11 protein-coding genes are annotated in these 13,566 nt (G+C 70.4%); 7 read left to right on the top strand and 4 right to left on the bottom strand.

Features of this window, described 5'->3' with window-relative positions:
* Positions 1–82: 82 nt before the first annotated feature.
* Positions 83–1,072, bottom strand: coding sequence for a substrate-binding domain-containing protein (locus AAC979_RS04675; protein WP_371348998.1), 990 nt, complete (start codon positions 1,070–1,072; stop codon positions 83–85).
* An 80-nt stretch (positions 1,073–1,152) separates the two neighbouring features.
* A complete protein-coding gene (locus AAC979_RS04670) occupies positions 1,153–2,148 on the bottom strand; it encodes an ABC transporter permease (RefSeq protein ID WP_371345678.1) in 996 nt (331 codons plus the stop codon).
* 494 nt (positions 2,149–2,642) lie between these two features.
* Between AAC979_RS04670 and AAC979_RS04665 the strand changes: the two genes are divergently transcribed.
* The 3 genes from AAC979_RS04665 to AAC979_RS04655 are packed head-to-tail and all read left to right on the top strand — an operon-like array spanning position 2,643 to position 5,488.
* Positions 2,643–3,731, top strand: a complete 1,089-nt coding sequence (locus tag AAC979_RS04665) for a LacI family DNA-binding transcriptional regulator (RefSeq protein ID WP_371345677.1) — start codon at positions 2,643–2,645, stop codon at positions 3,729–3,731.
* Between the two features lie 9 nt (positions 3,732–3,740).
* Positions 3,741–4,427, top strand: coding sequence for an aspartate/glutamate racemase family protein (locus AAC979_RS04660; protein ID WP_371345675.1), 687 nt, complete (start codon positions 3,741–3,743; stop codon positions 4,425–4,427).
* Positions 4,427–5,488, top strand: a complete 1,062-nt coding sequence (locus tag AAC979_RS04655; RefSeq protein ID WP_371345673.1) for an aldo/keto reductase — start codon at positions 4,427–4,429, stop codon at positions 5,486–5,488. The genes AAC979_RS04660 and AAC979_RS04655 overlap by 1 nt, the downstream gene beginning before the upstream one ends.
* 38 nt (positions 5,489–5,526) lie before the next feature.
* Here the strand turns inward: AAC979_RS04655 and AAC979_RS04650 are convergent, their stop codons facing one another.
* A complete protein-coding gene (locus AAC979_RS04650; protein WP_371345672.1) occupies positions 5,527–6,843 on the bottom strand; it encodes a glycosyltransferase in 1,317 nt (438 codons plus the stop codon).
* A complete protein-coding gene (locus AAC979_RS04645) occupies positions 6,840–6,992 on the bottom strand; it encodes a hypothetical protein (RefSeq protein WP_371345670.1) in 153 nt (50 codons plus the stop codon). The genes AAC979_RS04650 and AAC979_RS04645 overlap by 4 nt, the downstream gene beginning before the upstream one ends.
* Positions 6,993–7,400: 408 nt before the next feature.
* Here AAC979_RS04645 and AAC979_RS04640 point away from each other — a divergent pair, with 408 nt between their 5' ends.
* From AAC979_RS04640 to AAC979_RS04625, 4 genes are read left to right on the top strand one after another with little or no spacing between them, the layout of a single operon-like run.
* Entirely contained in the window at positions 7,401–8,327 is a 927-nt protein-coding gene (locus AAC979_RS04640; protein WP_371345669.1) for a glycosyltransferase, read from the top strand.
* The gene (locus AAC979_RS04635) at positions 8,324–9,505 is read left to right on the top strand and encodes a glycosyltransferase family 4 protein (RefSeq protein WP_371345667.1); all 1,182 of its coding nucleotides are present in this window, start codon (positions 8,324–8,326) and stop codon (positions 9,503–9,505) included. Before AAC979_RS04640 ends, AAC979_RS04635 begins: the two co-directional genes overlap by 4 nt.
* A 14-nt stretch (positions 9,506–9,519) precedes the next feature.
* Positions 9,520–12,006: a glycosyltransferase family 4 protein gene (locus AAC979_RS04630; protein WP_371345666.1), complete on the top strand. Its 2,487-nt coding sequence runs from the start codon at positions 9,520–9,522 to the stop codon at positions 12,004–12,006.
* Complete coding sequence (locus tag AAC979_RS04625) at positions 12,003–13,547, top strand: hypothetical protein (protein WP_371345664.1); 1,545 nt, start codon at positions 12,003–12,005, stop codon at positions 13,545–13,547. Before AAC979_RS04630 ends, AAC979_RS04625 begins: the two co-directional genes overlap by 4 nt.
* The last annotated feature ends 19 nt before the right edge of the window (positions 13,548–13,566 follow it).

Raw genomic sequence — 13,566 nt, 5'->3', positions numbered from 1 at the left:
CTCGATGGACGGCGCGGCGAGCCGGCGCGTGGGAGAGCCGCCGGAGACGCGCGCGGCGCCTCCGGTGGCCTTTTTCAGGGGATCAGAAGAGGTATTCCTTGTAGTTGGTCTTGTCGGCCAGGACCATGCCGTTGCCGATGATCAGCACGCCCTCGCCGGGGCCCTTGGTGACCTTCACCTTCTCATAGCCGGGCACGCCGAGATTGGCGCCGTCCTCGATCTTCTTGCCGGCGATCAGGCTCTTGGCGACGGAGTTCATCGCCATGCCGGCCTTCTGCGGATCCCAGAAGCCGATGGCGGTGATGGCGCCGGATTCCAGCAGGTCGGCCGAGGGGTTCGGCAGGCCGGTGCCGACCAGGCACACCTTGCCGGAGAGGCCGGCCTCGTCGATGGCGCGGCCGACGCCGAGCACGTCATTGCCGGCCGAGGTCTGGAAGCCCTTGATGTCCGGGTGCTTGCGCAGGATTTCCTTGGCCTTCTCATAGGTGCCGTTGGCGTCGTCGAACGATTCATTGTTCGGGTCGACCAGCACCATCTCCGGATGGTTCTTGGCGTTGGCCTCGCCGGCGCCGACCCACTGCATATGCGTGCGGCTGCCGAGCGAACCGACGAAGGTGGTCCACTTGCCCTTGCCGCCCATGCACTGGGCCAGACGCTCGTTCAGCGCCTTGCCGTAATCGGCATTGTCGAAGGCCTCGACATCGGCATGGGTGTTCTTCTGGTTGTCGGCCTCATGGGTGACGACGATGATGCCGCGATCCATGGCGCGCTTCAGCGTGCCTTCCAGCACGGACGGGTCCATCGGCACCACGGCGAGGCCGTTCACGCCCTTGGCGACGAGATCGGTGACGATCTGAAGCTGCTGGGCGGCATCGGCGGTGGCGGGGCCGTACTGGGTGGCGACCACGTCGGGGTTTTCCTTCTGGAACAGCTTCACGCCGGTTTCCATGCGGTCGAACCACGGAATGCCGCTGATCTTCACCACGGTGGCGATCACCGGCTTGTCCTGCGCCAGCAGCGCGCCGGCGGAACCCGCCACCAGAGCCACGGCCATGGCCGAGCCCAGCAGCATTTTGGTCGAGAGAGCTCCCATCATTTCCTCCATTGTTGTTGCTTCCCTCATGTCGAGTTCCGATGCGTGAGGGGGTCGCATCACACGAGCCGTTTGCTCTTGTTGGGCATCAGCAGGCCGGCCACGTCGTAGCGGCCGACCGCCAGGAAGGTGAGCAGCAGCGCGCCCCAGGCGAAATCGCGGACGAAATTCGAGAGCCCGGCGAAATTCAGCATGCTGGACATGAGCTGCAGCGCGATCGTCGCCAGCACCACGCAGATCACCCGGCCATAGCCGCCCTCCGGGCGCACGCCGGCCATGACCGCGATGAGGATGGCGATGAGCAGGTAGGAGGTGCCGTAATCCCACTTCACGTTGACGTTGCGGGCGGCGATGATGATGCCGGCGAGGGCGGAGAGCAGGCCGCTGGTCGCATAAGTGGCGATCAGCACGCCGGTCTTGGGAAAGCCGGCGAACAGCGCCGCCTTGGGATTGGTCCCCATCAGCATCAGCCACAGCCCGAAGGGAGTGAATTTCAGCAGCGCGGCGATGAAACCGGCGACACCGATGAAGATGAGGAAGCTGATCGGCACGCCGAGAAACAGGCCATTGCCGATCTCCGCCAGCAGGTCCGGCGTACCCACCGCCACCGCGCGCCCGTCGGAGGCGACCACCGCCAGCCCGGTGAACAGCATCTGCGTGCCGAGCGTGCACAGGATCGGGGTGATGTTCAGCCGGCTGATCAGCAGCCCGTTGAACGTGCCGCCGAGGAGGCCGACCACCAGTGCGCCGGCGATGAAGGCGAGCGAATAGGCCGCCGGCTGGTCGGCGCTGGACAGGAACGAGCCGACGACCACCGCCGAGACCACGCCGGAGAGATTGGCGAGAGCGATGCCGGAGAGGTCGATGCCGCCATTGCCGGCGCACATGGCCAGCATGACGCCGATGGCGAGGAAGCCGATCTCCGGCAACTGCCCGGCCATGGACTGGAGATTGAAGGGCGACAGGAAGGCGCCGCCGGAAAGGGCCGCACCCAGTGCCAGCACCGCCACATTGATGGCGATGAGCATGACCAGCTGTCCGCCGGTGGCTCGCATGGTCTCCTCCCGGAGTCGCGCTGGCGCTTTTAGTAAACTCTGACCAGCTTCACTAAATTCGTAGCAAAGGCTTTTGCGCGGCGCAAGCGCGCCGGGACGCCCCACCGGCACAGTTTTGCGCGCCGTTCACCCCTGCCGCCACGGGGAGCGCGATGAAAAAAGCGGCAGCAATCGCCTACCCCTGCCCGGCCGCGACGCCGCCCCACGCTCCGCCGACAAAAGCCTTATAGGACAGCTTTTCTGACGCATTCTCCCGAGCGGCGCCGTCCTCGCACGGATGCCGTGCACCCCGCTGCGCGCCGCCCGGCGCCGCCTTGCACCGCACAAAGGACAGGCAGCCCAGCCCACCCCGCCACGGCGCCCCGCACCGTTTTTGCAAGACAGTTGCACCTGCGCGGTTTTTGGCTTAACGCTCGAAAAGGAGCCCGAATGTTTACTAAACAAAAATCGCACCCCGGGTGCATATCGGGCTTTCCAAGGATGCGTAGCCGGACATGAAAGCCAAAACGTCTTTCACCATTCGGGACATTGCCGGGGCGGCGGGCGTCTCGCCGGCCACGGTCTCCCTTGTCCTGAACGGCAAGGGGGAGATCTCCGGCCTCACCCGCGCCCGCGTCCTGGAGGCCGCCGCCCGGCTCAACTATGTGCCCCGCCTCGCCAAGGCGCGGCCGGAGGCCGCCGGCACCATCCGCTTCCTCAAGATCGCCAAGCACGGCCACACCGTGAACCGCGACCACAGCGTGTTCATCTCCGACTACATCGACGGCATGTCGGCGGAAGCGACGCGGCGCGGCTATGCGCTGGAAGTGGTCAGCCATGAAGGCCAGGGCATGACGGCGGTGGCCGACATGATCGCCGTCGCCCCGGTCAGCGGCCTCATCGCGCTCGGCACCGAAATGTCGGAATCCGACATTCGCGTGCTGCAGGGCGTCGGCCGGCCGATCGTGTTCATCGACACCTTCTACGATGTGGTCGAAGCCAATTTCGTCAACATGAACAATGAGGACGCGGTCCATCAGGTGATGGCCCGGCTGTGCCAGCAGGGCTTTGCGCGCATCGGCTTCGTGGCGAGCCATGTGGAGACGACGAATTTCCATCTGCGCCGCGCGGCCTTCCACCGCAACGCCGCGCGGCTGGGTCTCACCATCGACCCCGCCCATATAATCTCGGTCGAATCCACCTTTGACGGCGCCCATGTCGATACCGTCAAGGCGCTCGGCGAGGGGCTGGAGCTGGCGGACGCCTATTTCTGCACCAACGATGTCATCGCCTATGGCTTCATCAAGGCGCTGCGCGAATTCGGCCTGCGCATCCCCGAGGATGTGGCGGTGATCGGCTTCGACAATCTCCCACTCAGCGCCACCATGGAGCCGGCGCTGACCACGATCGACGTGTCGAAGCGCAAGATCGGCAATCTCGCCGTCACTCTTCTCGACGATCTCATCAACGCCGCCGAGCCACAGCGGCCGGTGAAGATTCTCGTCGGCGCCAGCCTTGTCACCCGCGCCAGCGATCGCGGCCCCGCCGATCCCCGCCCCGCCCCGCGCGCCGTGCGCCGCCGCGGCGTCGCCCAGACCGCGTGAGGAGAGCCGATGCCGACGCTCGCCATGCTGCACACCGTGCCGGCCCTGGTCGAGACGCTGGAGCCACTGGCGGCACAGGCGCTGCCGGGCTGGCGCCTCGCCCATAAGGTGGATGAGAGCCTGCTGGCGGAAACCATCCGCGCCGGCGAACTCACCGAGGCGACGCGGGAGCGGCTCGCCGAGGCGGTGCGCCACCTCGCGGACGATGCCGACGCGGTGCTCGTCACCTGCTCGACGCTGGGCGAGGCGGTGGACACGCTGCGGCCGTCCACGCCGGTGCCGCTGTTCCGCATCGATCGCGGCATGGTGGAAGAAGCGGTGCGCCGCGCCCGGCGCATCGGCGTGCTGGCGACGCTGCCCACCACGCTGGAACCGACCGGCCGCCTCATCGAGGCTACTGCAGCCGCGACAGGGCGCGAGGTCACGATGCTGGCCCGGCTGTGCGAGGGCGCCTTCGCCCATCTCGCCGCCGGCGACCGCGACAGCCATGACCGGCTGGTGCGCGAGGCTTTCGACGCCCTCGCGCCCGAGGTCGAGCTGGTGGTGCTGGCGCAGGCCTCGATGGCCCGCGCCCTGCCCGCTTCCGCCGGGGAGACGGTGACGGTGCTCACCAGTCCCGAACTCGGCATTGCCGCCGTCGCGGCCACATTGACAGGTCGCACCCCAGCGACCGCGCTTTCCGGGAGAGAGCCCTGATGAAATACCGCACGCTCGGCCGCTCTGGCCTCAAGGTTTCCGCCCTCAGCATGGGCACCTTCTCCTTTGGCGGGGTCGGCGCCTTCGCCATGGTCGCCAATCACGGCGTCCCCGAGGCCCGCCGGCTGGTCGACACCTGCCTCGATGGCGGCATCAATGTCATCGACACCGCCAACATGTATTCGCTCGGCCGCTCCGAGGAGATCGTCGGCGAGGTGCTGGAAGGGCGGCGCGACCGCGTGCTCATCTCCTCCAAGGCGCGCATGCGCATCGGCGACGGGCCGAATGACGAGGGCGTGTCGCGCTATCACCTCATCCGCGAATGCGAACGCAGCCTGAAGCGCCTGCGCACCGACCATATCGACATCTATTTCCTGCACGAATGGGACGGGCTGACGCCGCTGGACGAGATGCTCTCGGCGCTCGACGCGCTGATGCGCGCCGGCAAGATCCGCTATATCGGCTGCTCCAACTATTCCGGCTGGCACATCATGAAGGCGCTCGGCATCGCCGAGGCCAAGGGGCTGCCGCGCTTCGTCACCCAGCAGATTCACTACACGCTGGAAGCGCGCGAGGCGGAATATGAACTCCTGCCGATCGCGGTGGACCAGGGCGTCGGCGTCATGGTGTGGAGCCCGCTGGCCGCCGGCCTGCTCTCCGGCGCGTTCAGCCGCGACAAATTCCCGGCCGATTCGCGTCAGGCCGCCGGCTGGGACGAGCCGCCGATCCGCGACCGCGAGCGGCTGTGGCGCATTGTCGATGTGCTGAACGACATCGCCAGCGCGCGCGGCGCCACGGCGGCGCAGATTTCCATCGCCTGGTCGCTGTCCCGCCCCGGCATCGCCTCGCTGGTGGTGGGCGGCACCGAGGAATCCCATTTCCGCGACAACATCGCCGCCGTCGATATCGAGCTGACGGCGGAGGAGCTGGAACGGCTGAATCTGGTGAGCCGCCCGCCCTATCTCTACCCCTATTGGCACCAGCACAATTTCGCCCGCGACCGCTTCAACGACGGCGACTGGGCGCTGCATGCCAGCTATGAGGACCTCGGCCAGGTCTGACGCCGGATCCCGCGCCGGCGGCGCCCGCCTTATCCGGGTCAGCGCGGCATTCTGGCCGCAAGCAGCTTCCGGCTGGCCTTGCGGGCGGCGCTGAGCGCGCGGCTGATCCCGCCGGCGCGGGGCATCGCCTCCGGCCGCTCCGCGAGGGCGTCGGCGAGCCGCGTCAGCAGATCGCGCGCCACCGCCGCCGGCACGATGCTCTCCTCGATATGCCGCGCTGCCCGCGCGCCCCGCCGCGCCGCTTCGGCGGGATCGCCGGCCACCGCGCGCAGCGCCGCCACCGCCGAGGCCATGTCCGGCTCGGCCCAGCGCTGGTCCGGCGTGTAGCTCGCATTGGCCTCGCCCGGCACCACTGGCGCCAGCGACCAGTCGACGAAATAGGCGGTCTCTGGCGCCAGATAGGCGGTCGGCCCGCCCCAGCCGGTGATGATCACCGGCCGCCCGGCGCAGGCGGCCTCGAAGGCGCCGAGGCCCCAGCCTTCGGCGCGGCACAGCGAGACATAGCAATCGCCGAGTTCGTGCAGCGCCGCGATCTCGCCATCGGGCAGATCGTCGGTGAGCAGGCAGATCGGCGGCGGCAGCCGGCCATGACGCAGCACGGCGCGGCCGATCATCGCCTCGAATTGCGGCCGCACCGGCACCGCCTCGCCCTCATGCCCGGGATCGCGCCGCACCCGCTCCAGATCATGCGCCGTGGTCTTGATCACCAGCGCCACCTTGTCCTCCGCATGGAACGCCTCGGCGAAGGCCGCCACCAGCGGGCCGATGGATTTGCGCTCCAGCCAGGTCGCGACGGTGTAGAACACCCGCCGTCCGGCGAGCGGCGGCAGGCGGCTCAACAGCCGCGCGCGGTCCGCGTCCGTGGCGCTCTGCGCCGGCCGGGGCAGATGCGGCACCACCCAGATCGGGATCGTGACGCCGCTGTCGCGAAGCACCTGCCGGTTCCAGTCGGTCGGCACGATGACGGCGTCGAGCGTGTTGATCAGCGCCGGCCAGTGGCGCGGCAGCCGGTCGGTCTCCCATACCGTATGGCCGATGACGCAGCGCGTGCCCCGCCGCCGCTCGCGCGCCAGAAAATACGGGTAATATTCCGGCACGAAATGGATGATGGCGGCCTCGCACGCCGCCGCGTCGTCGCGCAGGCCGATGAGATCCTGCGGACCCGCCTCGGGGGAGAGCGCCGGCGCATAGCCGAGGCCCAGCCCGCCGCCCGGCAGCAGCGGCTCCCAGACAAGCCCGATGCCGGCCGCGCGCAGCGCCCGCACCAGCGCGGCCGCGGCCACCGCATAGCCGCTGCTGTCGCCAAGGCCGATATAGCGCAGCGTTGGGCGCCCGGCGGGCGCAATGATCGTCATGGCAGGCCACCCGGTGGCGAAGAGACGCTGCGCAGCGCATGCCACATCTTCACCGCCATGTCTTTTTTCGCAGCCATGTCTTTTTTCGCGGCCATGTCTTTGCCACCCGCCGCCTGCCCGCCGACGTGAAGCCATGGCTGATCGGGCATGATCGGACACTATAGTGGTAATATAGAGAGCCGGCTTCCTCCCTGAGCGTGCACACGACCCCGGTCCATGCCAGTAAGAATTTGAAATATTGAAGGCGAAACTGGGACATTTGGCGTCTGCCGCCGCGTTACCACCGTGCTGTGGGGGCAACATTGCTTCTCTAATCTCCAACTCATCTTGACGAGGGCCGGCGGTCACACCTAGGAGGGAGCCGGGCGGGCAGCACGACGCGAAGCGACTTTGCCGGGGACGACAGAGGAAGGCGCGGGCGACGTGACGGCGATCGAGACAGAACCGACAGCGCGAGCGGGGCGACCGGCCGGCGTGGCGCGCGTCCCGATGGCGCCGGTCCGCGACCGTTCATCTTTCACCTCGCCCGGAGGCAGGCGGAACGAAAAGCCGTGGTGATGGACGCGACACTCCCCTCCTCCGCCTCCCGCCCCGTGGCGCGCGCGCGGCGCATTCCCAATGTCTATCATTTCGTCTTCGGCCTGCGGCCGCAGACCGAGCCCTTTCACCTCCTGCATTATCTGTGTCTGGCCTCCTGCCTTGAGGTGAACCGGCCGGATCGGCTGATCGTCCATCTGCACAACCGCCCCTTCGGGCCGCTCTGGGAGCGCATCCGCCCGCAGATCGAGGTGCAGCCGATCCCGGAGCCGGAAGGGCGGATCGCGCTGCAATACCGGGATGCGCAGGTACAGCGCTATGCCTATGCGCATCAGTCCGACTTCATCCGCCTGCGCGTGCTCGACGAGCAGGGCGGCATCTATGCCGATATGGACACGCTGTTCCTCGCCCCGCCGCCGCCGGAACTGTTCGACCATTCGTGCGTCATGGGGCACGAGCGGGTGGACCGCGCCGCCGCCTCCGCCCCGGAGGGGTCTTTGTGCAACGCGCTGATCATGGCCGAGCCCGGCGCGCCCTTCATCCGCCACTGGATCGCGCGCATGCCGGGCGCCTTTGACGGAAGCTGGAGCAACCACTCCACCTTCCTGCCCTATCGGCTGGCCCGCGAATTTCCTCACCTCATCCATGTCGAGCCGGAATCCCGCTTCTTCGCCCTCGACTGGAGCCGCGACGGCCTCGCCGGCCTGTTCGAGGAGAACCGCACCCTGCCGCCCGGCGCCACCAGCCTGCATCTGTGGGCGCATCTGTGGTGGGAGGTGGAGCGGCGCGACATGTCCGGCTTTCATCACCGGCGGCTGACGCCGGATTATGTCGCGCATGCGAATACGACCTATGCCCGGCTGGCCCGCCCGTATCTGCCACCCGGCCTCGCCTCTTCGGCGGTCAGTTACCGGCTGCGCCGGCTTTTTCGGGCGAGCAGCGCGTGAGCGATTCACCCCCTCCCCGCAGCCGGGCCGTGCTGCTGACGCATATTCTGCCCTCGCCCGATGGCGTCGGGCTGATGCGCCGGGGCTGGCGCTGGGCCTGCGAACTGGCGGCGGCGCATGATCTGGACATCGTGCTGGTGACGCAGGGCGCCGAGGTGCCGGTGCCACGCACGCCGCTGCCCGGCGCGCTGCACGTGGTGCGCAGCACCGGCCCGGCGCTGAAGCGCCGCCGCCTGACCGACTGGTTCGAGCCGGACGCGGCCGCCGCCGCGGCGTTGCAGGCGCTTCCCGGCCCGGTGCCGGCGCGGCTGGTGGTCTTCCGCTTCTATCTGCACGATGCCGCCGCGCATCTGCCGCCGGCCTGGCGGGCGGTGGCGGAGATGGACTGCGACGACTGGGAATCGGCCACGCGGCTCAGCCTCGCCGGGCTGGCGCTGCGCCGCGGGCGCTGGCGCCGGGCGGCGGCGGGGCTGGCGCAGGCGTGGCGCTATGCCCGCCTGGAGCGGCGTTTGCTGCCGGCCTACCGCGTGGTTCACCTCGCCGCCTTCGAAGACGCCGCCCGCCTTGCCCGGCTGCCGGGCATGGGCGAGGTGCGCGCCACGCCGAACCGCCTCGTCGCCGGCCCGCGCGCCGCCCCCGCCCCGCCCCCGCCGGAGGGGCGCACGCTGCTTTTCGTTGGCGCGCTGTTCTATCCCCCCAATGAGGACGCGGTACTCTGGTTCGCCCGTGGCGTGCTGCCGCGCCTGCGCCGGCTCGTGCCGGAGGTGCAGGTCGTCGTCGCCGGCCGGGCAAGGGGGTCGCTGCGCCGTTTCATGGCCCGGAAGGGCCTGATCTATGCCCACGAGCCCGCTGATCTGGAGCCGCTCTATGCCGAGGCGACGGCGGTGATCGCCCCGCTGCGCGGCGGCGGCGGCACCAAGCTTAAAGTGCTGGAAGCCTGGCACTATGCCCGGCCCGTGGTCGCCACCTCGCACGCCCTGCGCGGGTTGCGGGCCGAGACCGGGCGGCATGCGCTGGTGGCCGACGATGCCGCGCTGTTCGCCCGCCACTGCGCCACGCTGCTGACCGACCCCGCGCGCGCCGCCCTCATGGCGCGCGAGGGCGAACGCCTGCTGCGCGAGGACTACAGCCTCGGCCCGTCCGCCGACGCGCCCGCGCCGCCCCACCCGCTCGGATGAGGCAGGACCGCGCCATGCACGAGACCGCCCCGCCCGCGGGCCGCCCGCCATTGCTGATCCTCTCGGTCGCGTCAGGCTATGGCGGCGCCGAGCGCACCATCGAGACGCTGCTGCCCGGCCTGCTCGCCGGGCGGCGCGTCACCGTCTTCGCCGGCAACCGGCTGCATCTGGAACGGCTGCGGCAGATCGCCCATCCCCGGCTGGAGATCGAGGAGGTGGATGCCGCGCGGCACGATGCCGTCGACGTCGCCGCGCGGCGGCTGGTCCGGCGGGTGCTGACGCTGCAGCCCTCCTCCATCCTGACCAACACGCTCGATTCCCTACGTATCCTGGTGCGGGCGATGCGCCGCCTCCCCGGGCTGGACGCCATGGCCTGCGTCGCCGCGCATGACTTCCTGTGGTTCGACCATGCGCGCCTGCTGCCGCTGGTGCCCCGGGCGACGCTGCTGGTGCCCGACCGCTCGGTGCTGGAACAGCCGGACTATCTCGCCGCCCATGTCTGGCCGCACGGGCCGATGCGGGCGCTGGTGATGCCCAATCCGGTCGACATTCCCCCCACCCCGGCCGCTCCCCTGCCCGCGGATGCCCCCTTCCTGCATCTCGCGACCGTCAATGCCTTCAAGGGCCATGCGGCGCTGATCGAGGCCGCCGCCCTGCTCGCATCCCGCTCCCCCGGCCTGCGCATCGCTTCCGTCGGCCACCGCCCGATCCCCGAACTCTATGAACAACTGCAGCAGCAGATGGCAGGCACCGTCGCCGCCGGCACGCTGAGCCTGCATGACCATGTGGCCGATCCCACCGGCCTGCTGCGGCAGGCGCGGGCGGTGCTCGTCACCTCGATTTCCGACAAGGGCGGGCCGGAAAGCTTCGGCCGTTCCCTCATCGAGGCCTGGGCGCAGGGGCGTCCGGTCATCGCCTTCGCCTGCGGCGCGCCGGCGCAGCTCATCCGTCACGAGGTCGACGGCCTGCTCGTCGACGAGGGCGATGTCGAGGGGCTCGCGGGGGCGATGGAGCGGCTGCACCGCGACCCCGCCTTCGCCGATCGGCTCGGCCGCAACGGGCGCGAGAGGGCGGAACGGGACTTCGCCACAACTGAGGTGCTGGCGCAACTGACGGCGGTGCTGGACGGCGGCTGGTGCCGCCGCCCGCATGCCCTGCCGCCCGGCGCGGGGCGGCAGGGCCCGGCGGTCCTGTTCGATGTGTCGCTGACGCTGGAAAAGGGCTGGCAGCCGCCGGTGGGCCTGTCGCGGGTGGAACAGCACACCGCCGATCTCCTCGCGGCGCAGCCCGTGCCGGTGCATCTGGTCCGGCGCAGCGCCGAGGCGGGCGGCTATCGCCGGCTCACCGGGCAGGAGCTGGAGTTTCTGGCCAATCATGCCGATGGCATGGGCCGGCTCGCCAACGGCGAACTGGCGAATGTCGACCTGCCGCCGCCGCGCGCCCCGGCGCCCGCGAGCAGGATCGCGCGCGCGCTCCGCGCCTTCCGGCTCGCCGAGCCCCGCCTGCGCCGCCTGCTGCCGCGCGGGCTGGTCCGCCGGGCAGAGCGCCGGGTGGCGGCGAGGCGGCACCGGCAGTCGCTCGGCGCCCGGCCCTTCGCGCCGCGCCCGGGCGACGCGCTGCTGAGCGTCTCGAACCCGTGGGACTATCTGGCGCCGCCGGTTTTCCACGCCCTGCGCGCCGCCGGCGTGCGCCTCGTGCTCGCCGTGCATGACGTGATGGTGTGGGAAACGCCGCAATGGACCGCCGGCCGCGACCCGCGCCGCTATGGCGCCGACATGCTCGGCGTGCTCGCCGCGGCGGACCGGCTGGTCGCGGTCTCGCGGCACACGGCGCAGCAGGTGCAGCGGGCGCTGGCCGAACACGGCCATGGCGTGCCCCTGCCGCCCGTCGCCGCGCCGGCGGGCCTCGCCACCGCCCCCGCCCGGCCCGGCGGCCCGCCCCCGGGCCTGACGCCCGGCCGCCCCTTCGTGCTCTATTGCTCGACCATCGAGATACGCAAGAACCACATATTGCTGCTCAATCTCTGGGAGCGGCTGCGGCAGGAACTGCCGGCCGAGCGCCTGCCGGTGCTGGTGCTGGCCGGGCGCTGGGGCTGGGGTGTCGACGCGGTGCGGCTGGCGGTGGAGCGCAACTGGCGCCTCGCCCCGCATGTGAACGTCGCGCCCGCCCTGCGCGACGAACAATTGCACTGGCTGTACCGCCATGCCCGCTTCTCGGTGTTCCCTTCCTTCAATGAGGGTTTCGGCCTGCCGGTGGCGGAGAGCCTCGCGGCGGGAACGCCGGTGGTGCTGTCCGACCACCCCGCTCTGGTCGAGGCCTCCGCCGGGCTGATGCCGGCGCTCGATCCCGGCGACCTGCCGGCCTGGCACGCCGAAATCCGCCGCCTGTGCCTTGACAACGCCTATCTCGCCGCCTTGCGCGCGAGGACTCTGGACTACCGGCCCGCCGCGGCGGACGCTCTGCCGCGGGCGCTGCTCGACGCCACCGGGGTGCTGCGATGACCGCCACGCCGCCGCCCGCTCCCCCGCCCGACCGGAACGATGCCGAGATGGCGGCCCGCGCGCTGCGCGCCGCCCTGCGCCATTTCGAGGACCGGCTGCAGTCGCAGGAGGCGCAGGTCGCCCGGACGCAACGCCAGCTCCAGAAGCTGGCGCGGCGCGAGCCGGCCGCGGCCACCGCCCTCCCCGGCGGCACGGCGGCGCCCGGGCGGCTGCCACCCGGGCGGCGGACGCTGCTCGTCCTCGCCCGCCGGCTCCGCCGCCTGCTGCCGCGCGTCTGGCGCGGCGCGCTGGTCGAGCGGCTGGCGCAGCCGGCCGGCGGGCCGGATTATCGGAACCGCCTGCGCGCGCTCAGCGCCTCCGGCCGGCTGGCGGGCGTGCGCCGCGTGGGTCTGATCGCCCCGGCGCGGCTGAAGGGCGTAGCGCAGGCGGTGGCGGATCTTCTCGACGGCATGTCGCTGCACGGCAGCGTGCACAGCCGCATGCCGGCAAGCTTCACCGACGATCTCTACCTTGTGCTCAGCCCCGGCGCCTTCCCGCACCTGCCCCCCGCCGAACGGCGCATTCTCTGGCTGGTCGAGGCCGGCGAGCCGGGGGCGGAAGCGGCGGATTGGCAACGTCTCTTCGCCTCGCTCGCCGTGTTCGAGGCGCGGGCGCCGCGCATCGCCACGCTGCTCGCCGGCGGGCTGGTGCAGCATCAGATCTTCCACGTGCCGCTGCCGTCCGCCACGGCGTCCTCCCCCGCGCCCGCTGACCGTTCGCCCTTCGGCCTGCCGCACATGCTGGCCCGCGCGCTGCATGGCTGCGGCGTGCTGGACGATGCCGGCTTCGAGGCCGCGACGGCGGAGACCGATCTCGACGCGCCGGCATTTGTTCTGTGTCTGCCTGAGGCGCCGGAACGTTTCGCCCATGCCGGCGAGAGCCGGCAGCATGGCGCCCGGCTGTTTCCCGGCCTGCGCCATATCGACGGCTGGAAAGGCACCGCTCTGAGCTACCGCTATCTCGCGCGCCGCGCTTTGCAGGCCGGGCGCCCGCATCTGGTCGTCTGGGAGGACGATGCGCGGCTTCCCGCCGATTTCGCCGACCGCCTTCCCGCGCTGCTGGCGTTTCTGCAGGAGCACGCCGGCGCGTGGGATCTGTTCTCGGGGCTGATCAGCGACCTGTCTGCGCAGGCACATATCACCGCCCTGCGGCCCTATGGCGAGGATCTGCTCATCGAGCTGGACACGGTCATCGGCATGGTCTTCGGCATTTATGGGCCGGAGGCGCTGCAGGCGCTGGCGGCCTACCGGGTGGAGGGGGAGGACGTGATGCGGGACACGATCGACCGCCATCTCGAACGGCTCGGCCTGCGCTGCTGGACCCTGTTCCCGCCGCTGGTCGGCCATGCCGACCACCTGTCCTCCACCCTGTGGGATGTGCCGGGGCAACGCTTTCTGGGCAATGACCGGTTCAATCCGATGATCGACCGCAGCCAGTTGCGCCTGCTGGCCAAGATCGCGGACCGGCTGGCGGCGGGCAACGACGACGGGCCGCCCGCCTGAGAGTTCCGCGCTGGAGATT

This window comes from Ancylobacter sp. IITR112, from assembly GCF_041415945.1.
GTDB lineage: Bacteria > Pseudomonadota > Alphaproteobacteria > Rhizobiales > Xanthobacteraceae > Ancylobacter.
This window is presented reverse-complemented; position numbering and strand designations above follow the sequence as displayed.

Coding starts and splice junctions, on each gene's coding strand:
- AAC979_RS04675 (WP_371348998.1), bottom strand. CDS start 1,072: ATGCTGCTGGGCTCGGCCATGGCCGTGGCTCTGGTGGCGGGTTCCGCC.
- AAC979_RS04670 (WP_371345678.1), bottom strand. CDS start 2,148: ATGCGAGCCACCGGCGGACAGCTGGTCATGCTCATCGCCATCAATGTG.
- AAC979_RS04665 (WP_371345677.1), top strand. CDS start 2,643: ATGAAAGCCAAAACGTCTTTCACCATTCGGGACATTGCCGGGGCGGCG.
- AAC979_RS04660 (WP_371345675.1), top strand. CDS start 3,741: ATGCCGACGCTCGCCATGCTGCACACCGTGCCGGCCCTGGTCGAGACG.
- AAC979_RS04655 (WP_371345673.1), top strand. CDS start 4,427: ATGAAATACCGCACGCTCGGCCGCTCTGGCCTCAAGGTTTCCGCCCTC.
- AAC979_RS04650 (WP_371345672.1), bottom strand. CDS start 6,843: ATGACGATCATTGCGCCCGCCGGGCGCCCAACGCTGCGCTATATCGGC.
- AAC979_RS04645 (WP_371345670.1), bottom strand. CDS start 6,992: ATGCCCGATCAGCCATGGCTTCACGTCGGCGGGCAGGCGGCGGGTGGC.
- AAC979_RS04640 (WP_371345669.1), top strand. CDS start 7,401: ATGGACGCGACACTCCCCTCCTCCGCCTCCCGCCCCGTGGCGCGCGCG.
- AAC979_RS04630 (WP_371345666.1), top strand. CDS start 9,520: ATGCACGAGACCGCCCCGCCCGCGGGCCGCCCGCCATTGCTGATCCTC.
- AAC979_RS04625 (WP_371345664.1), top strand. CDS start 12,003: ATGACCGCCACGCCGCCGCCCGCTCCCCCGCCCGACCGGAACGATGCC.